Here is a 19,405-nt window from a genome sequence, read left to right on the forward strand (position 1 = left end):
AGTTACCACCGCGGGACCGATAGACGACCTTACTCGGTGGTAACGCATCAAGTGAGCCTACCGCCTGCACCGCCCTGATAAGGGTTAAGGGCGCACTGCTTACTCATTCCCGGTCAACACAAAGCAACGGCACCCACCCCAACGGGGTGAGTGCCGTTACGAAGATTCGGTCGAGCGTCAGATCACTTGATGATCTTGGTCACTCGGCCTGCACCAACGGTGCGGCCACCCTCGCGGATGGCGAAACGCAGACCCTCGTCCATGGCAACAGGCTGGATGAGCTTGACGACCATCTCAGTGTTGTCACCCGGCATGACCATTTCGGTGCCCTCAGGAAGGGTAACGACGCCGGTCACGTCCGTGGTACGGAAGTAGAACTGCGGACGGTAGTTGTTGAAGAACGGCGTGTGGCGGCCGCCTTCATCCTTGGCAAGGATGTATGCCTGACCCTCGAAGTCCGTGTGCGGAGTGGTCGAGCCCGGCTTGACAACAACCTGCCCACGCTCAACGTCTTCGCGCTTGATGCCACGGAGGAGCAGACCAACGTTGTCGCCAGCCTCGCCGTAGTCAAGAAGCTTGCGGAACATTTCGATGCCCGTGACGGTGGTCTTCGTGGACTTCTCGCGGATGCCGACGATCTCGACTTCCTCGTTCACGTTGACCTTGCCGCGCTCGATACGGCCGGTGACGACGGTACCGCGACCGGTGATCGTGAAAACGTCCTCGATCGGCATGAGGAACGGCTTCTCGGTCTCACGGACAGGATCCGGGATCGAGTCGTCGACAGCCTGCATGAGCTCAACGATCTTCTCGGCCCACTTCGCGTCGCCCTCAAGCGCCTTGAGTGCAGAAACCTGAACGACAGGTGCGTTGTCGCCATCGAACTCCTGTGAAGACAGGAGCTCACGGACCTCCATCTCGACGAGTTCGAGGATTTCCTCGTCGTCGACCATGTCAGCCTTGTTAAGCGCAACGAGGATGTACGGAACGCCAACCTGGCGAGCGAGGAGAACGTGCTCGCGAGTCTGCGGCATAGGTCCATCGGTAGCAGCAACCACGAGGATTGCACCATCCATCTGCGCGGCGCCGGTAATCATGTTCTTGATGTAGTCGGCGTGGCCGGGTGCGTCGACGTGAGCGTAGTGACGCTTATCCGTCTGGTACTCGACGTGCGAGATGTTGATGGTGATACCGCGCTGCTTCTCTTCAGGAGCCTTGTCGATCTCATCGAACGCAAAGCTCTTGTTGAGGTCGGGGAAGGTATCGTGCAGAACCTTCGTGATAGCAGCGGTGAGCGTGGTCTTGCCGTGGTCAACGTGACCGATGGTGCCGATGTTGACGTGCGGCTTGGTCCGCTCGAACTTCGCCTTCGCCACTTTGTGTCCTCCTGGACTAATTAGTGCTTGCAGTTTGCAGCAGTGCGGTTGTTCTAACGTGGTGGTCTTGCCGTTACCCCAGATGAAGAGGGGTTCCCAGAGAAGCGGCTCCTAGGAAGGCTACCCGGAGATACTACCTATGGGCGGCGGTTGGTGAACTTACTCGCCGGTGGCCTTCGCGATGATCTCCTTCGCCACGTTCGCGGGAACTTCAGCGTAGGAGTTGAACACCATTGAGTAGTTCGCCCGGCCCTGAGTCTTCGACCGGAGGTCGCCGACATAGCCGAACATCTCCGACAGCGGAACGAGTGCCTTGACGACACGGGCACCGCTGCGCTCCTCCATGGCCTGAATCTGACCACGGCGGGAGTTCAGGTCACCGATGACATCTCCCATGTAGTCCTCAGGAGTGATGACCTCGACCGCCATGAGCGGCTCGAGAATCACCGGATGCGCCTTGCGGGCAGCTTCCTTAAGGGCCTGGGAACCGGCGATCTTGAAGGCCATTTCCGATGAGTCGACCTCGTGGTACGCACCGTCGAGGAGCGTGACCCTGACATCGGTCAACGGGTAGCCAGCCAGCACGCCGTACTGCATGGCGTCCTGTGCGCCAGCGTCCACCGAAGGAATGTACTCCCTCGGCACACGCCCACCGGTGACAGCGCTCTTGAACTCGTAGTGCTCGCCATCCTCGCCCTTGAAAGGCTCGAGCTTGATGATGACGCGAGCGAACTGTCCGGAGCCACCGGTTTGCTTTTTGTGGGTGAATTCGTGCTTGTCCACGGTCCCGCGAATCGTCTCACGGTAAGCAACCTGCGGCTTACCGACGTTCGCCTCGACCTTGAACTCACGCTTCATGCGGTCCACGAGGATATCGAGGTGGAGTTCACCCATACCGCCGATCACGGTCTGACCGGTCTCGTCGTCGAGGTGGACCTTGAAGGTCGGGTCTTCCTCGGCGAGCTTCTGGATAGCCGTGGAGAGCTTTTCCTGGTCCGACTTCGTCTTCGGCTCGATCGCTACCTCGATGACCGGGTCCGGGAAGGTCATCGACTCGAGGATGATGGGGTTCGACGCGTCACACAGCGTGTCGCCCGTGGTGGTGTCCTTGAGACCGATGAACGCGTAAATGTGGCCCGCGGATGCAAACGGAACAGGGTTTTCCTTGTTCGAGTGCATCTGGAAGAGCTTGCCAACACGCTCTTTCTTGCCCTTGGTCGAGTTCGTGATCTGCGAGCCCGTGTCGACCTTGCCCGAGTAGACGCGGACGTAGGTGAGCTTTCCGAAGAACGGGTGCGTAGCAACCTTGAACGCGAGCGCAGAGAAGGGCTCGTCCGAGTTGGGCGTGCGGGTCAGAACCGCAGACTCGTCCCCGGGAACATGACCCTCGATCGACGGCACGTCGAGCGGCGACGGAAGGTAAGCAATGACCGCATCCAGCATGGGCTGTACGCCCTTGTTCTTGAAAGCGGAGCCACAGATCACGGGATACATTTCACCGGAGATGGTGAGCTTGCGGATAGCGCCCTTGATCTCGTCGTTCGACAGCTCCTCGCCACCGAAGAACTTCTCGAGCAGTTCCTCATCGGATTCCGCGACGGTCTCGATCAGTTCCTGGCGGTACTGCTCCGCGCGCTCAGCAAGATCCTCCGGGATGTCGATGACCTCGAAAACCTGCCCGCGCCCGGGGTTGCCCTGCTCATCTTTTTCGTGCCAGATGATCGCATTGTTCTCAATCAGGTCCACAACGCCGATGAAGTCATTCTCGGAACCGATGGGGAGCTGGAGAACCAGCGGCTTCGCGCCAAGGCGATCCTTGATCGTCTGCACGGTGAAGTAGAAGTCGGCCCCGAGCTTGTCCATCTTGTTGACGAAGCAGATACGGGGGACGTTGTACTTATCCGCCTGCCGCCAGACCTGCTCGGACTGCGGCTCAACGCCTTCCTTGCCGTCGAAGACAGCAACCGCACCATCGAGGACACGGAGCGAACGCTCCACCTCGACTGTGAAGTCGACGTGACCAGGGGTGTCGATGATGTTGATCTGGTTGTCTTTCCAGAAGCACGTGGTAGCTGCGGAGGTAATGGTGATACCCCGCTCCTGCTCCTGCTCCATCCAGTCCATGGTGGCCGCGCCATCGTGAACTTCACCGATCTTATAGTTGATCCCGGTGTAGAACAGGATCCGCTCGGTGGTTGTTGTCTTGCCGGCGTCGATGTGCGCCATGATGCCGATGTTGCGGACCCGGTTCAGGTCGGTCAGCACGTCAAGTGCCACTGGAATCTTCCCCGCTCGTTCTTGTCGTTGTGTGCGGTTGCCTTGTTATCGCTGTTATCGCTGTCATCACGATCTTCTCGCCAGGCTCAGTCGGGTGACAGGCGTTGCACGGTATTCACCGTAACTGTATCGAGCCCGGCACTTCCCCATGCAGCTGGCCGGCAGAAACGGACAGCTGCGAAGGGTCGTCACCAGCGGTAGTGCGCGAACGCTCGGTTAGCCTCAGCCATCTTGTGCGTGTCTTCACGCCGCTTCACCGATGCACCAAGACCGTTGCTCGCATCGAGAAGCTCATTGGCGAGCCGCTCGACCATTGTCTTCTCACGTCGTGCACGTGAGAATGTCACGAGCCAGCGCATTGCCAGGGTGGTAGCCCGGGCGGGACGAACGTCAACCGGCACCTGGTAAGTCGCGCCACCAACGCGGCGGCTGCGGACCTCAAGGGCGGGACGCACATTGTCGAGAGCGCGCTTCAGAGTGACAACCGGGTCGGTACCGGTCTTCTCGCGAGCCTGCTCCAGAGCGCTGTAAACGATGCGCTCCGCGGTCGACTTCTTACCATCGAGCAGAACCTTGTTCACCAACTGCGTAACGAGCGGCGACCCGTACACAGGATCAGCGATGAGCGGACGCTTGGGTGCTGGGCCCTTGCGAGGCATTAGCTCTTCTCCTTCTTCGCGCCATAACGGCTGCGTGCCTGCTTGCGGTTCTTGACACCCTGCGTGTCAAGCGAACCGCGGATGATCTTGTAGCGAACACCCGGAAGGTCCTTCACACGACCGCCACGCACGAGCACCATGGAGTGCTCCTGAAGGTTGTGCCCCTCGCCGGGGATGTATGCCGTAACTTCAATCTGGCTGGTCAGGCGTACACGGGCCACCTTCCGCAGCGCAGAGTTCGGCTTCTTGGGGGTGGTGGTGTACACGCGTGTGCACACACCGCGACGCTGGGGGCTCCCCTTCAGGGCCGCGGTCTTGGTCTTGGCGACCTTGTCCTGGCGCCCTTTACGGACCAGCTGCTGAATGGTGGGCATAGACCGGCTTTCCTCTGGTGCTTCTTCACTCTCTTGTTCAAGAGCGGAACGTATTCAAAGTTTTCTGGGTTAACCGGGCTCAACAGTACAAGCCCAGGCCCGTCATCCCGAGGTCGGGAGTGTCGCACCCCTGACCAGCGAAAATACTTGCGAAGCGCTCGCTACAGCACCCGCACCAACACCGGCGGACAGTTCTCTGCCGCCGGAGTCACTGAATTCAGGCTTGCGATTCGACCCGAATGCATCGGGCACGACCGGCAACAATACCTCTATATCACCGTCCAGGTCAAAGTCAGTGCATCCCCACCCACCGGCGGGCACTTCCTGAAGGCTGCAGCCGTACTCCGTCGCGTCAGAAGTTCATCCTGACACTCATCTCCGCCAGTTCCAAAGCGGCGTCACAGCTGTTCACTCCCGCACGCGATCCCTGCGGATGCACCCACCAAGTCAGGGAGCCGCCGTCGCCAGATCGTGTCGCGACCCCGCACGCCATCGGATCGTCGGGAATGCGGACCTCAAACCCGCCCTGCCCCGCAACCGAGACGTTGTTTACCTCGTAACCGAGCTGCTCCGTGGCCCTGCGCTCGCGCCACAAGGATCCGTCTTCGAACCACGCCAGCGTCACCCCTACCGTGCCTGCGGGGCCATAGACGTCGTACCGGCAGATGGCGCCGAAGAACGTATTGCTCACCCCATCGGCATCGAACACCTCTGCAATGTCTTCAGCCGGCAAGAACTCGCACTCATCAAGCAGGTTCAGGAACTCTTGACTGTCCACCTGACCCACGGAGCCATCAGCGCGCGCGGTGCCCTCGATTTCCCTGGTGCAGCCGACGAGGCCGGCGCCGAGGAGGGCTGCGGCCGCGCCGCACGCCAGGGCACGCCGCCATTCGAAACTGCATCTATTCGGCACGTGTCACCGTCATTTCTGCCAGCGCCTCAACCCGCTCACACATATCGCGCGGCGGCGAAAGCTGATCGAACACGACCGACCAGACAAAGAAATCCGATTCCGACTCGATCGATACCTCACAGATGCCCACGCCGCGCCCGGCGAAACCATGCAGCTCACCATTGGGGCCTTGCATAGACACGTCAAATACGTCCCGGCCCGAGAGCTCCACCAGCGCCCGTTCTCGCCCGATCGGACTACCCCGGTACCAGGAAAATGAGGCGCGCGCGCCGAAGAAGTTCGGGTCCTCCCAGCGACAGCCGACTGAGTTTCGCTCTATGAGCCGAACGTTACTAATTCCTGTGGTTTGCATCAGTTCGTCAGCTGACACTCCGCCGCATTCCCCGAAGAACAATCCCGCTGCATCCACCTGGCCAGGCTCGTCCTGTTGCGGCTCAGGCTCCGTCTCTGCGCCATCTGAGCAGGCTGTTAACAGCACGCACAGCGCAGCCGCGAGTCCGGCGCCAACGCGTCTCAGCCCACGAGTCTCCACGTACCGGATGCTACCTGTCGAACCGTGCCGTCCGCGGCGCACGAATCTCAAAAGGACAATCTGCTAGGGCGCCTCGACTGGTGCCCGTACCCGCGTGAGCGCAGTACTGAGGTGCTGCGCCCACGTGGCAACGATTTGCGATCTCCTGCGGGAGTCGTCCGTCAGCACATCCGCGAGGCCCAAGCCACGAGCCATGTCGAGAGTGGCCTGCACCAGACGGTGCGTATCAGGATCCGAGTCGTCGGCACCGAGCAGTTCGGTCGCGATCGTGTGAACGGTCCGTCCAAAGCGCAGTTCCAGCGGAACCACCCGTTCCTTCAGTGCGGGGTCTGCCGCGGCCGCCGTCCACACTTGCAGAGCAGCCTTGAAGAGAACACCCGTGAAGTAGTCGACCAACCGGATGACCACTGCTTCAACTCTCTCGGCGCCCTCCGGCAGATCTGCGGCGGCGGCCCGGACTTCCGCCATTCGCTGGTCGAAAATGAACTCGAGCGCGGAGGTGATCAGATCTTCCCTGGTCGGGAAATGGTGCTGAATAGCACCGCGCGATACGCCAGCCCGCTGCGCCACTACCCCCACTGTCGTGCCCGCCCAGCCGTGCTGGGCGAGGCACTCAATGGTGGTTTCAAGCAGGCGCTGATGAGTCGCGCGACTGCGCTCCTGCTGGGGTTCGCGGATGGTCACCGTTAGCGGCCCACCGTCTCGTACTTCTCAGCCCATCGGGGCGGACGGCGCTGCAGGAATGCGATCATCCCTTCGCGTGCCTCCTCGGAGGCGAATAGCCGTGCTGAAAGGGCCGCAAGCTCGTCACCTCGCTGGTCAATCCCAGCAAGAACTTCCGCCGTCGTGAGCCCCTTCGACTCTCGCAAACCCTGCGGTGACGCTTTGACCAGCTCCGCTGACCACTGGGTTACCGTCGCCGCTGGATCTGCACTGGCCTGCGTGACCAGGCCGATCTGCTGAGCGGTCTCCGAATCAAATTTCTCCCCGGTCAGGAAGTACCGCGAAGCGGCTCGGGAATCCATTTTCGGGAGCAGCGTCAATGAGATGATCGACGCCGCCAGTCCGAGGCGCGCCTCCGTCAGCGCGAACGTACTGTCGGGGCCTGCCGCGACAAGGTCGCAGGCGCCGACGAGACCCATACCGCCCGCCCGCACATGACCGTTGATCTGACCGATCACGGGCTTCGGGTGCGCCACGATCGCACGCAGCAGATCACGCATCTGGCTGGTCCTGAGCTTGGCAACCTTGAGCGGGTCCAGCTGCTCGCCGCCGGATTCTGCGGCTTCCTGCAAATCAGCACCCGCGCAGAACGTGCCACCCGTGTGGGTGAGGACGACCGCGCGGACGTCATCGTCCTGCGCAGCGGACTGCAAGCTGTCCGCAACACCCTGAACCAGTCGCGTTGAGAGCGCGTTGCGGTTTTTCGGCGAGTCGAGTGTGATCGTCGCGATCCCGCCGTCAACGGCGTATTGCACGAGTTGTTCGCTCATACTCTCTCCCGATCAGTACGACTTCGGCAGACCGAGGTTGGCCTGCGCGATGAAGTTCAGAATCATTTCACGGCTGACCGGCGCGATCTTCGTCAGGCGAGATGCCGCGATCAGGGGCACAAGGCCGTATTCCATCGCGAGACCGTTTCCGCCGTGGGTCTGTACCGCCTGGTCGACTGTCTTGGTTCCCACTTCTCCGGCGGCGTATTTTGCCATGTTCGCCGCCGACGCCGCACCCCAGTCGTCACCTGAGTCGTACAGCACCGCTGCTTTCTGCATCATAAGTTTCGCGAGCTCGATTTCGATGTGGCATTGCGCGAGCGGATGGGCGATCGCCTGATGCGCGCCAATCGGGGTTTTGAAAACCTGGCGTTCCTTCGCATAGTTCGTGGCTTTGTTCAGCGCATACCGGGCCATCCCGATCGCCATAGCCGACGCCATGATGCGCTCCGGATTGAGCCCAGCGAACAGCTGCATCAGACCCGCGTCCTCGGAACCCACCAGCGCGTCGGCTGGAAGGCGGACATCATCGAAGAACAACGAGAACTGCTTCTCGGGACTCATGATGCCCATCTCGATGGGCTGGTACTCAAAGTTCTCGGCATCAGTCGGCACGATGAAGAGCGCGGGCTTCAGTTTGCCGGTCTTGGCATCCTCGGTGCGGGAAACCACAAGCACAGCCTGCGATTGGTCGATCCCTGAAATGTACGTTTTCCGGCCCGTCAGCAGCCACTCATCGCCATCCGGCCGGGCGGTAGTGATGATCTTGTGCGAGTTCGAACCAGCATCGGGTTCGGTGATCCCGAATGCCATCGTGATCGAGCCATCCGCGATTCCAGGAAGCCACTTCTGCTTTTGCTCTTCAGTGCCATACCGAGCAATGATCGTGCCGCAGATCGCGGGCGACACAACCATCATCAACAAGCCCGTTCCCGCTGCGGCAAGCTCCTCAAGCACGAGTGACAGCTCGTACATTCCTGCACCGCCGCCGCCGTACTCTTCAGGAAGGTTGACCCCGAGGAAGCCAAGCTTTCCTGCTTCGTCCCACAGCTCGGTAGTCTTCTCCCCCTTCTGCGACTTTTCGAGCATGTACTGCCAGCCGTACTTCTCGCCGAGATCCGCTACCGCCTTGCGGAGTTCGCGCTGCTCTTCGGTTTCTACGAAGCTCATTTCTGTCCCTCTTCTCCGGAGGTTTCCTGGATGGATTCCGCGTTGTCTTCGTCGCTGACAACGGCAAGCACAGTGCCAACATCAACCTGCTGGCCTGCTTGAACAGGCAGTTCAGTCAAAGTCCCGTCAGTCGGGGCGGAGATCGTGTGTTCCATTTTCATCGCCTCGAGCCACAGGATGGGCTGTCCCGCGGTCACACGGTCCCCTACTGCGGCGGCGAGACGAATGACTGAGCCCGGCATTGGTGCGAGCAGCGACCCCGCCGCGACCTCGGCGGAGGGATCGACGAAACGCGGGGCGGCGGTGAACGTCACGTGACCGAGCGGCGAATCGATGCAGCGCATCGCCCCGTACCGGGCAACACTGAAACGCCTTCGAACACCGTTGATCTCGAAGATGACCTCATGTGGCGCGGCGGCCACAAGCGTCAGTTCTTCGTGTCCTTCAACGGACAGGCCGTTCCTAGTGAAGCGGTACTTCACCTCGTGGTCACCCTGAGGTGTCGTGTAGACGCGCCGCTGGTGCTGCGCCGGCAGGTTGCGCCAGCCACTGGGGATCCCGCGCTGCACCGCCGCGTCCGCCCGGGTGTTTTTCGAGTCGGCGAGCGCTGCCGCCGCGGCGGCCCACCCCACAGCATCTTCGGAGGTGATCGGCGCGGACAGAACGTCAAGACCATGGGTCGTGAAGAACGCAGTGTCGGTGTCACCCGCGAGGAAAGCCGGATGGCGGAGAATGTTCACGAGTAGGTCCCGGTTAGTGACCAGACCGTGCAACTGCATTCCAGCGAGCGCCGAGGCAAGGACTTGCGCGGCCTGCCTGCGGGTGGGCGCGAAGGAGATCACTTTCGCGAGCATCGGGTCATAGAAAACGCTCACGACTGACCCGTCGACGACACCGGAATCGAGCCGTACGCCCAGTTCCGTGAGAACCTCGAACTCCCTGCGCAGGCCCGGTACTTCGAGGTGGTGCACCGTGCCGCTCTGCGGTTGCCAGTCCTGTGCCGGATCTTCCGCGTAGAGGCGGACCTCGATCGAGTGCCCGCGCATAGCGGGCGGTTCGGCGTCGAGAACGGCCCCGGCTGCGACGTCGAGTTGCAGCTGAACGAGATCCAGTCCAGTGGTGCATTCCGTGACAGGATGCTCGACCTGGAGCCGGGTGTTCATCTCGAGGAAGTAGAAATGGCCGGTCTCATCAGCCAGGAACTCGACAGTGCCAGCCCCGACGTAGTCGATGGCTTTCGCCGCGAGCTGCGCCGCCTCGAAAAGGCGGTCACGCATGCCTTCGCTCTTGAGCCGTTCCACCAGCGGTGAAGGAGCTTCTTCCACGACCTTCTGGTGCCGGCGCTGGATGGAGCATTCACGCTCACCGACGGCCCAGACAGTTCCGTGCTGGTCAGCCATGACCTGCACTTCGATGTGCCGTCCTGTTTCCAGGTAACGCTCACAGAACACAGTCGGGTCACCGAACGCGGAACCCGCCTCAGAGCGCGCCGCTTCGATTGCACCAGGAAGTTCGGGGAGGGACCGCACAACGCGCATACCGCGACCGCCACCACCGGCGGAGGCCTTGATGAGGACAGGCAGTTCCCCTTCCGTGACGGTGTCCGGGTCAAGTTTGTTGAGGACGGGCACTCCTGCGGCGTCCATCATCTTCTTGGACTCGACCTTCGACCCCATCAGCTCGATGGCTTTCACTGGAGGACCGATCCAGGTCAGGCCGGCGTCGATGACGGCCCGGGCGAATTCGGCGTTCTCAGAAAGGAAGCCATACCCGGGGTGAATCGCATCCGCGCCGGATGCTTTCGCCGCCGCGATGAGCTTGTCCGACTGAAGGTATGTTTCGCCGGGAGTGTTCCCTGGCAGCCGCACGGCCGAGTCTGCTTCCTTTACGTGCGGCGCATCCGCGTCTGCGTCTGAGAACACGGCGACAGTGCCGATGCCTGCGCGACGGCACGTCGCGAAAACCCGGCGAGCGATCTCACCACGGTTCGCGACGAGCACGCGACTGATGTCTTTTACGTCGATCATTTCGTCAGTTCCATTCATCGCGCTCACATCCGGAATACGCCGAAGTTGGCTGTGCCTTCAACTTCGTTTGTGTGGATAGCAGACAGGCATAAACCGAGGATGGTGCGTGTATCGCGCGGGTCGATGACACCATCGTCGAAGAGACGTCCCGACAGGAACATCGGCAGCGACTCCGCTTCGATCTGCGCCTCCACCATGGCGCGCATCCCTTTGTCGGCTTCCTCGTCGAACGGGCGGCCTTTGGCTTCAGCGGCGGCGCGCATGACCAGCGAGATGACTCCAGCAAGTTGCTGTGGCCCCATAACGGCGGACTTCGCACTGGGCCAGGCGAATAGAAAACGCGGCTCGTAGGCCCGCCCGCACATGCCATAGTGGCCGGCACCGTACGAGGCACCCATCAGCAGCGAGATATGCGGCACCTTCGAATTGGAGACCGCGTTGATCATCATCGAGCCGTGCTTGATGATGCCGTTCTGTTCGTACTCCCGGCCAACCATGTAGCCGGTGGTGTTGTGCAGGAACAGCAGCGGTGTATTCGAGCGGTTAGCGAGCTGGATGAACTGCGTAGCCTTCTGTGATTCCTCACTGAACAGGATGCCGCGCGCGTTCGCGAGAATCCCCACCGGGTAGCCGTGCAGCTGCGCCCAGCCCGTTACTAGCGATGAGCCGTAGAGCGGCTTGAATTCGTCGAATTCAGAACCATCGACAAGCCGTGCGATGACCTCGCGGGGGTCGAATGGAATCTTCAGATCACTCGGAACGACGCCGAGCAGATCCTCCGTGTCGTAAAGCGGGTCAGCGTACTCCGTCTTCGGGTCTGGGCCCTTCTTCTTCCAGTTGAGGCGCGACACGATGTCACGTCCGATCCGGATGGCGTCCTGCTCGTCGAGGGCGTAGTAGTCCGCGAGACCCGACGTGCGCGCGTGCATATCCGCGCCGCCGAGCGACTCGTCATCGGATTCCTCACCAGTCGCCATTTTGACCAGCGGCGGGCCGCCGAGGAACACCTTGGACTGTTCCTTGATCATCACGACGTGGTCGGACATGCCCGGGATGTATGCACCGCCGGCGGTGGAGTTGCCGAATACCAGCGAGATGGTGGGGATGCCAAGCGCGGAGGCGCGAGTGAGGTCCCGGAACATCTGGCCGCCGGGAATGAACACTTCCTTCTGGGTGGGAAGGTCCGCGCCCCCGGACTCGACGAGTGAAATCACGGGAAGCCGGTTCTGGAAGGCGACTTCGTTCGCGCGGAAGGACTTCTTCAGCGTCCACGGGTTGCTGGTGCCGCCCTTGACTGTGGGGTCGTTGGCAACGATCAAGCATTCCACGCCGCTGACGACGCCTATGCCAATCACGAGGCTGGCACCGACCTGGAAGTCACTGCCCCATGCGGCGAGTGGACACAACTCGAGGAAGGCGGAATCCTCATCGATGAGCAGTTCGATGCGTTCCCGGGCGGTCATCTTCCCCCGCTTGCGGTGCCGTTCGACCTTGTCGGGCCCGCCGCCTCCGATAGCTTTGTCGTACTCTGCCTCGACCTCACCGAGCTTCGTGATCATCGCCTCTTTCGCGGCGGCGAACTCCTCTGAAGCGGTGTCGAGGGCTGATTGCAGAACTGTCATGCTTTGAACCCCAATCGCTTAGCTGCAAGTCCTGTGAGAATCTCGTTCGTGCCGCCGCCGATCCCGAGGAGGCGCATGTCGCGGTACTGCCGCTCGACTTCGCTTTCACGCATGTATCCCATGCCGCCGAAAAGCTGCACAGCCTGGTGAGCGACCCACTCCCCTGATTCCACGGCGGTGTTCTTCGCAAAGCACATTTCCGCGATGAGGTCACCGTCACCGAACGTGAAACGCTCGATCAGCTGATGGGTGTACACCCGTGCGATGTCGATCTTGCGGGCCATCTCCGAGAGCGTCGCCTGCACGGCCTGTCGGCTGATGAGGGGCCGCCCGAAAGTCTCGCGGTCGCGGCACCACTGCAATGTCAGATCCAGGCAGCGCTGCGCGCTCGCGTAAGCCTGCACGGCAAGTGCCGCGCGTTCGGTGACGAACCCCTGAGCAAGCTGCGTGAATCCACTGTGTTCTTCACCGATCAGGTTCGCTGCCGGTACACGAACATCGTCATAATGCAGTTCCGCGGTGTCCGAACACAGCCAGCCCATCTTCTCGAGCTTGCGGGCGACGGTGAAGCCGGGAGTGCCTTTTTCCACGACGATCAGCGACAGCTGTCCCTTGTCTCCGGTTCGGCACACGGTGACCACGAAATCGGCCCGTACCGCCGAGGTGATGAAGGTTTTCGAGCCGTTGATGACGAACTCATCGCCGTCGCGCCGTGCTGTCGTGCGCATATTCGCGACGTCAGAACCACCGCCTGGTTCGGTAATCGCGAGTGAACCGATCAGCTCACCGTCGAGGGTCGGCTTGGCCCACTTCTCAATGTGGTCCGGGTTTCCTGCAGTGATCATGTGCGGCAAGGCGATCCCGTGGGTGAAGAGCGACGCGAGAAGGCCCCCTGCAGCTCCGGAATAGCACAGTTCCTCCGCGACGATCATGGCGTCGATCAGGTTGCCGTCACCGCCACCGGCGAATTCGGGGAACCCAGCACCAAGGAGCCCGAGGTCACCGGCCTTCTTGTGCAGCGACCGTGGCAGTTCGCCAACGCGTTCCCATTCATCCTGGTGGGGAAGGATGTGTTGTTCGGTGAAGCGGCGCACGGTCTTGCGGAGTTCCTGGCGTTCGGGACTGTCCCACAACGCTCGCGAGGGCCAGGTTGCCGTACTTGCGGATGTCATTCGTTTCCTTCGGCGTCGAGGAGGGCAACGGGGATATCGAGATGGCGGGACCGCAGCCACTCACCGAGTCCCTTGGCTTGTGGGTCGAAACGCGCCTGCGAGGCCACGCCCTGGCCGAGAATGCCTTCGATGACGAAGTTGATGGCTTTCAGGTGCGGAAGGGGGTAGCGGCGGACGGTCAGACCATCAGCTTCTGGAAGAAGCTTTTTGAGCGCGTCGACGGTGAGGGTGTGGGCGAGCCACTCGAACTCCTCGTCGGTGCGCACCCATACTCCGACGTTGGCGTCACCGCCCTTGTCACCGCTGCGTGCGCCAGCGATGGCGCCGAGCGGCGCCTGGCGCGTTTCAGTCACTGCTGGTTTGGCGGGCAGGCTGGGTTCGGGGGTGTCCTCGAGTGCACGTGTTTCCGGCGCAGGCGCGATGTCGACTCGCTGTCCGTCGGCGAGAACGGCCACGTGCGGGACGCTTTCTTGAGGTACGTAGCCCGGCGTGAACAGCCCGTAGGGCTGCGCATCAGCCGGAGGAGCGGTCAGCGCGAAGCCCGGGTAACTCGCGAGCGCAAGTTCGACAGCGACGCTGGTGAAGGAGCGCCCGACAATCTTCGGGTCCATGTCCTTCACGATGCAGCGGAGGATCGAACTCGCTTGCTCTTCGGTGGGCGCGTTCTCGCGCGCCGTGCCTGACACCTCCCACCGCAGTTCAGCGGGAGGCTTGGTCAGCCACGCCTCGAGCTGCTGCTTCGCGAGTTCGACCTTGGCGTCGATGTCGAGGCCAGTGACAATGAAGTCGGCCTGGTTGCGGAATCCACCGAGTGTGTTCAGGGAGACCTTCAAGTCTGGGGGCGGAGCTTCACCCTTCACGCCGGAAAGGCGGACGCGATGAGGACCGTCATCGCTTAATTTGATGGTGTCCATTCGCGTGGTGACGTCGGGTCCGGCGTATCGCCCGCCGCTGATCTCGTAGAGGAGCTGAGCGGTGACGGTGCCAATGCTGACTTCGCCGCCGGTGTGATCATGCTTGGTGATGACGCTGGAACCGTCCGGGAAGATTTCCGCGATCGGGAAACCGGGGCGGCTCATGTCAGAAATTTCCCTGAAGAACGAGTAGTTGCCACCGGTCGCCTGGGTGCCGCATTCGATGACGTGGCCAGCTGCAACGGCACCAGCGAGCTGATCGAAGTCGGTGCGCGACCAGCCAAACTCGGCGATCGCAGGCGCGACGATCACCGAGGCGTCGGTTACCCGGCCTGTCACCACAATGTCGGCGCCGTTTTTGAGGCACTCCGCGATTCCGAAAGCACCAAGATAGGCGTTCGCGGTCAAGGGGCTGCCGAGGCCGAGTTCTTGCGCACGTTCCCGAAGGTCGTCTCCCTCGACGTACGCGATTTTTGCCTTCAGGCCCTGGCTCTCCGCGATACCGGAGAGCTTTGCGGCCAGACCTGCAGGGTTCAGGCCACCGGCGTTAGCAACTATCTTCACGCCTTGTTCGAGGGCGAGCGACATGCACTCTTCCATTTGCCGCACGAACGTTTTCGCGTACCCGAGGCTGGCGTCTTTCATGCGGTCGCGGCCAAGGATGAGCATCGTGAGCTCGGCCAGGTAGTCGCCGGTCAGGTAGTCGAGGTCTCCGCCGTCGAGCATTTCGCGCATAGCGGAGATGCGGTCACCGTAAAAGCCGGAACAGTTGCCGACCCGGATCATTGGAGGTGGTACGGGGGATGCTGCCATGTGTTCCTTCGCTCCGTTACGAGTTCGTTGGTGCTTGCGGTTCGCGACCTTTTCCGGGCGGGCCCGCGAAGGCCTGCGCGATGGTGAGCCACTGCTCGGCATCCGGCCCGGTGGCGTCGACGTCGAGTTCGGTGATGTTGCGACGCTGTGTGACGAGGTAGCAGAAGTCGAGTGCAGTGCATGTGACGCGCTGGCTGGCGTCCTCTGGGCCCCAGCTCCAGATGCTGCCGTCCGGGGCTGTCAGCTCTACCCGGAACGGCTCTTTGGGCGCCTCTAGCTGGTTGAGCGCAAACGCGAAGTCCCGTGCCCGCACACCGATATGTGCGACATGTTTGAGACGGCTGGTCGGCTGCACGGCCACTTCCAGCGAGTCCGCGACGTCGAGGCCGTGGGCCCAGGTTTCCATCATCCGGGCGCTTGCCATGGACACCGGACTCATTGGGGGCCCGAACCACGGAAGCTTCGTGCCTGGCTCAGCGTTGCGTAGCGCTTTGGACAGCTGCGCCCGACCGCTGCGCCACCTCGCGAGCAGCTCGCCGGGCGGAACGACTGCCCACTCCGCTGCCGCGTCGTCCACGAAACCCGCTGGATTCGACCATGCGAGCGTGACTATTTCCTGAAAGCGCTCCGGGTCAGTAGCGGCGGCGATCGACGCATCATCGGTCCAGGCAAGGTGGCCAATTTGGTGCGCGATAGTCCATCCTTCCGCTGGTGTCGGTGTGCTCCAGGCGCTTTCCGGGAGGTCAGCGACCAATGCGTCAAGCGCATCACCTTCGGCGTCAAGATCATCGACAACTTCGGCCACGAGTCGGCCAGGATCAGACATCCAATCCACCTTCGGTCTGCCATAGGTATGTGAGACAAGAGTGACACCGAATCGGAAAAGAATCAAGCATGCTTGCTTCTTTTTGGATTAGGCTGGTCCTGACTACCGCTGGAAGGAACGCACCTTGGTTACTCAACGCGTCCGCAGGAATGTCGCGCACGCTTTGCGCATGGTCAGGCAGGACCCACTGATGCCGATGCGCACTGCACGAATCATCGGAGAGGCGTCAGTTCGGTCCCTCCTGCAGCGCGAAGCTGCATCCACCAGCGCTGCACCCACCGAGGCTCATTTCTCCCGCGACTTCGCACACACCTTTGGCGAAACCGCGCTGGTCACGGCACAGCCCGACGAAATCATGGAACGCGTGCTCGACTTCAAGAGCTTCGGGAAGTGGTTCACGCTTCATGCTGACTGGCCCAACGGAGCGCCCGGGCAGGTCACGAGTGGCTCGCAATACATTGAAGACGTTCGAATCCTTGGAACCCCAGCTCGCGTTCAGTGGACAGTGACCCATTACGCGCCGCCCGCCGCTTTCGCGATCGAAGGTACCGGGCCGATGGGCACCACCGTTGGCATCTGGTTCGGCGCAAAAGAAACCCCAGCAGGAACGGAACTCACAGTGACCGGCGGGTTTCACAGCGATGCACTCAAAGGACCTATGGGTTCATTGGTTGCCAGCACACTCCAGGCAGCCACCAAAGAAGCGCTGGGAAACCTCACACGCCTCCTGAACGGTGCGCCAGCTGAACCCTCCAGCACCGGGCAAGCCGGGGCTTTCACCCGTCAGATTCCTCCGCCCTCGGGCCCCCGCCCCGATCCCGTACTTCACGCGCCCTCCGGAAAGCTGGTCGACCCGTGGGCACCAGTCCTCACCGGAATCGGTCAGACGGTCCATCGGCCGAATAGCGCCGACACGATTCAGTCGCCACTCGAACTGGCAGCGCATGCCGCCAGAATCGCAATCAAAGATGCCGGTAATGCTCGGTTACTCGATAGCAGGGTGCGCGTCAGTGCTGTCTCGACAGTGTCGTGGGCCTACGGTGACGATCAGGCGGCCCTTCTTGCCCGGGAGCTTGGCATCGATGACGCTGAGCTGGTCCAGTCCGCACCGCTCGGCGGTGACGCGCCCCAACGGCTGGTCAGCGATGCAGCCCAGTCGATCAGCGAGGGACAACTCGACGTCGCCATCATCGCAGGAGCCGAAGCCTTCGCCTCACTCGCGATCGCGCAGAAGTCCGGGGCCGCGCCCGATTGGGATCGCCCGCACAGCGGGGCTGGAGCGCCCCGGCGAGTGGGTTCCGACCGGCCCGGGAACAACGAGGCGGAGAACGCGGCCGGACTCCTCACACCCGCACCGATGTACGCACTCATGGAATCCGCGCTTCGAGGTGCCCTCAAACGGGACATCCGAGAACATGTCACCGCCATAAGCTCGTTGTGGTCGCGCTTCTCGGCTGCTGCCACCAAGAACCGGTTCGCCTGGCTGCCGGAATACCATTCGCCCGAACGGATCGCTGACCACGCTGCAGATAACCGTCCCATTGCGAGCCCCTACACCAAGCTGATGACGGCGAACCTCACCGTCGACCAGGGGGCTGCGCTCGTTTTGTGCAGCGCTGCCACCGCCGCGGCTGCGGGTATACCGCCACAGCACTGGGTTTTCATTCACGCAGCCGCGCATGCGGAAGAAGAATGGCACGTATCCGAGCGCCACAGCATCGCCGAGGTTCCCGCGATCGGAGCGGCGGCCCGCGCTGCACTCGCCCACGCGGGGCTGACAATCGATGACGTCAAGCACCTCGATCTCTACTCGTGCTTCCCGTTCGCTGTCGAAGCTGCCGCGCAGCAGCTTTCCCTGCCTCTCGACGATCCTGCGCGGCCGCTCACCCAGACAGGTGGGCTGACCTTCGCGGGCGGGCCGCTCAACAACTACAGCACCCACGGGATCGCTGCGCTCGCCACGCAGCTGCGCAACGAACCCACTGCCTACGGCCTCGCAACCGCGCTCGGCTGGTACGCCACCAAACATGCGATCGGGATCTACTCGGCCCAGCCGCCGCGAACATTGTTCCGGCAGATCGATGCGGGGCTGCGTATGCGCCGCCCACCGAAACGCCGAGTCCGCACGAACTACAGCGGCGAAGCGCTAGTCGAGGGCTACACGGTCACGTATCAGAGCAACGGCAGTCCAGAGGCACTGATCGTCAGCTGTATCACCGTCGACGGCGACCGAGTACTCGCGCGCGCAACCGAAGCTGAATACGTCGCGCTCGGTGAAGCGACAGACCTTCTTGACACGACCATCACGCTGACCGATGGTGCGGTCTCCAGCCTGGGCGCACACCGGAACACCAGCACCGGGACGGTACGGGACCGTCTTCTCTCCACCGGAGCGGCGCACGTTCCCTCCTTGATGGTCGAGTGGGACGGGCCACTTTGCGTGATCACCCTCAACCGTCCCCAGGTGCGCAACGCCATTGATCTGGCCCTCGCTCTGGAAATCGAGCGGGCGATCGATACCTTTGAGGCCGACCCCGATGCGCGCGTTGCCATCCTGCGCGGTGCCGGCACTGATTTCTGCACCGGCATGGATCTGAAAGCTGCGGCAAAAGGACAGTTCCCGGTGACACCGCGGCGGGGACTGCTCGGCCTTACCGGCACACCACCGGTCAAACCAGTGATCGCCGCCGTGGAGGGAAACGCATTGGCCGGCGGTTTCGAGCTCGCCCTGGCCTGTGACCTTGTCGTCGCAGCCGAGGACGCTTCGTTTGGGCTTCCCGAAGCTCGCCGCGGCCTAGTCGCGGCTGCGGGCGGAGTACTGCGACTGGCGCAACGTCTGCCCCGCGCGATCGCGCTGGAACTCGCGTACACCGGCGCCCCTATCTCCGCGCACCGTGCGTATGAGCTCGGGCTGATCAATCGGCTGTGCGCGCCCGGTGATGCGGCGCAAGTGGCCAGGAACCTGGCGCATGTCATCGCCGAGAGCGCACCCCTCTCCGTGGAGCTCAGCAAGCGAATCGTCGACGAGTCGCCTGGGTGGCCAGTCACGGAGGCGTTCAGCAGACAAAGTGAGATCGCCTCTGCCGCTTCGTTCTCCGACGATGCTGCCGAGGGGATCCGCGCCTTCGACGAGAAACGCGCCCCTCGATGGTCCGGCCGGTGAGTCGGCCGAACTGCTGACACCTACCCGAAGGGTGCGTTGACTCCACCCCCAGGGATGGTGCCGTGAACCCTCCG

At 62.2% G+C, this 19,405-nt stretch carries 15 protein-coding genes; 1 reads left to right on the top strand and 14 read right to left on the bottom strand.

Features of this window, described 5'->3' with window-relative positions; all coding sequences use genetic code 11:
* Positions 1 to 182: 182 nt before the first annotated feature.
* From tuf to FHU29_RS10350, 14 genes are all read right to left on the bottom strand, one after another.
* Complete coding sequence (gene tuf, locus FHU29_RS10285; protein WP_013805260.1) at positions 183 to 1,376, bottom strand: elongation factor Tu; 1,194 nt, start codon at positions 1,374 to 1,376, stop codon at positions 183 to 185.
* A 159-nt stretch (positions 1,377 to 1,535) separates the two neighbouring features.
* On the bottom strand, positions 1,536 to 3,653 hold the full coding sequence (gene fusA / locus FHU29_RS10290; protein ID WP_064441067.1) for an elongation factor G: 2,118 nt from the start codon (positions 3,651 to 3,653) through the stop codon (positions 1,536 to 1,538).
* Between the two features lie 188 nt (positions 3,654 to 3,841).
* The gene (gene rpsG / locus FHU29_RS10295) at positions 3,842 to 4,312 is read right to left on the bottom strand and encodes a 30S ribosomal protein S7 (protein ID WP_013805257.1); all 471 of its coding nucleotides are present in this window, start codon (positions 4,310 to 4,312) and stop codon (positions 3,842 to 3,844) included.
* Positions 4,312 to 4,686 carry a 30S ribosomal protein S12 gene (gene rpsL, locus FHU29_RS10300; RefSeq protein ID WP_013805256.1) on the bottom strand — a complete coding sequence of 125 codons (375 nt, stop codon included), beginning with the start codon at positions 4,684 to 4,686 and terminating at the stop codon, positions 4,312 to 4,314. The genes rpsG and rpsL overlap by 1 nt, the downstream gene beginning before the upstream one ends.
* 352 nt (positions 4,687 to 5,038) lie before the next feature.
* On the bottom strand, positions 5,039 to 5,599 hold the full coding sequence (locus tag FHU29_RS10305; protein WP_083962394.1) for a DUF3558 domain-containing protein: 561 nt from the start codon (positions 5,597 to 5,599) through the stop codon (positions 5,039 to 5,041).
* Entirely contained in the window at positions 5,589 to 6,131 is a 543-nt protein-coding gene (locus FHU29_RS10310; RefSeq protein ID WP_064441069.1) for a DUF3558 domain-containing protein, read from the bottom strand. The genes FHU29_RS10305 and FHU29_RS10310 overlap by 11 nt, the downstream gene beginning before the upstream one ends.
* Before the next feature lie 63 nt (positions 6,132 to 6,194).
* Positions 6,195 to 6,815 (bottom strand): TetR/AcrR family transcriptional regulator, encoded by a 621-nt coding sequence (locus tag FHU29_RS10315; RefSeq protein WP_183377530.1) that lies wholly within the window; start codon positions 6,813 to 6,815, stop codon positions 6,195 to 6,197.
* A gap of 2 nt (positions 6,816 to 6,817) precedes the next feature.
* Positions 6,818 to 7,624 (bottom strand): enoyl-CoA hydratase family protein, encoded by an 807-nt coding sequence (locus FHU29_RS10320; protein WP_064441070.1) that lies wholly within the window; start codon positions 7,622 to 7,624, stop codon positions 6,818 to 6,820.
* A gap of 12 nt (positions 7,625 to 7,636) precedes the next feature.
* A complete protein-coding gene (locus FHU29_RS10325) occupies positions 7,637 to 8,794 on the bottom strand; it encodes an acyl-CoA dehydrogenase family protein (RefSeq protein ID WP_064441071.1) in 1,158 nt (385 codons plus the stop codon).
* Positions 8,791 to 10,839: an acetyl/propionyl/methylcrotonyl-CoA carboxylase subunit alpha gene (locus FHU29_RS10330; protein ID WP_083962396.1), complete on the bottom strand. Its 2,049-nt coding sequence runs from the start codon at positions 10,837 to 10,839 to the stop codon at positions 8,791 to 8,793. Before FHU29_RS10330 ends, FHU29_RS10325 begins: the two co-directional genes overlap by 4 nt.
* Positions 10,840 to 10,844: 5 nt before the next feature.
* Positions 10,845 to 12,443 (bottom strand): acyl-CoA carboxylase subunit beta, encoded by a 1,599-nt coding sequence (locus FHU29_RS10335; protein ID WP_064441072.1) that lies wholly within the window; start codon positions 12,441 to 12,443, stop codon positions 10,845 to 10,847.
* The gene (locus FHU29_RS10340; protein ID WP_064441073.1) at positions 12,440 to 13,615 is read right to left on the bottom strand and encodes an acyl-CoA dehydrogenase family protein; all 1,176 of its coding nucleotides are present in this window, start codon (positions 13,613 to 13,615) and stop codon (positions 12,440 to 12,442) included. Before FHU29_RS10340 ends, FHU29_RS10335 begins: the two co-directional genes overlap by 4 nt.
* A complete protein-coding gene (locus FHU29_RS10345; RefSeq protein ID WP_064441074.1) occupies positions 13,612 to 15,342 on the bottom strand; it encodes an acyclic terpene utilization AtuA family protein in 1,731 nt (576 codons plus the stop codon). Before FHU29_RS10345 ends, FHU29_RS10340 begins: the two co-directional genes overlap by 4 nt.
* A 16-nt stretch (positions 15,343 to 15,358) precedes the next feature.
* Positions 15,359 to 16,168: a TIGR03084 family metal-binding protein gene (locus FHU29_RS10350; protein WP_157095217.1), complete on the bottom strand. Its 810-nt coding sequence runs from the start codon at positions 16,166 to 16,168 to the stop codon at positions 15,359 to 15,361.
* A 169-nt stretch (positions 16,169 to 16,337) separates the two neighbouring features.
* On the opposite strand from FHU29_RS10350, the gene FHU29_RS10355 reads away from it, so the two are divergent.
* The gene (locus FHU29_RS10355; protein WP_064441075.1) at positions 16,338 to 19,331 is read left to right on the top strand and encodes a type II toxin-antitoxin system Rv0910 family toxin; all 2,994 of its coding nucleotides are present in this window, start codon (positions 16,338 to 16,340) and stop codon (positions 19,329 to 19,331) included.
* Positions 19,332 to 19,405 lie beyond the last annotated feature (74 nt).

It is taken from the genome of Hoyosella altamirensis, assembly GCF_014191505.1.
GTDB classification, from domain to species: domain Bacteria; phylum Actinomycetota; class Actinomycetes; order Mycobacteriales; family Mycobacteriaceae; genus Hoyosella; species Hoyosella altamirensis.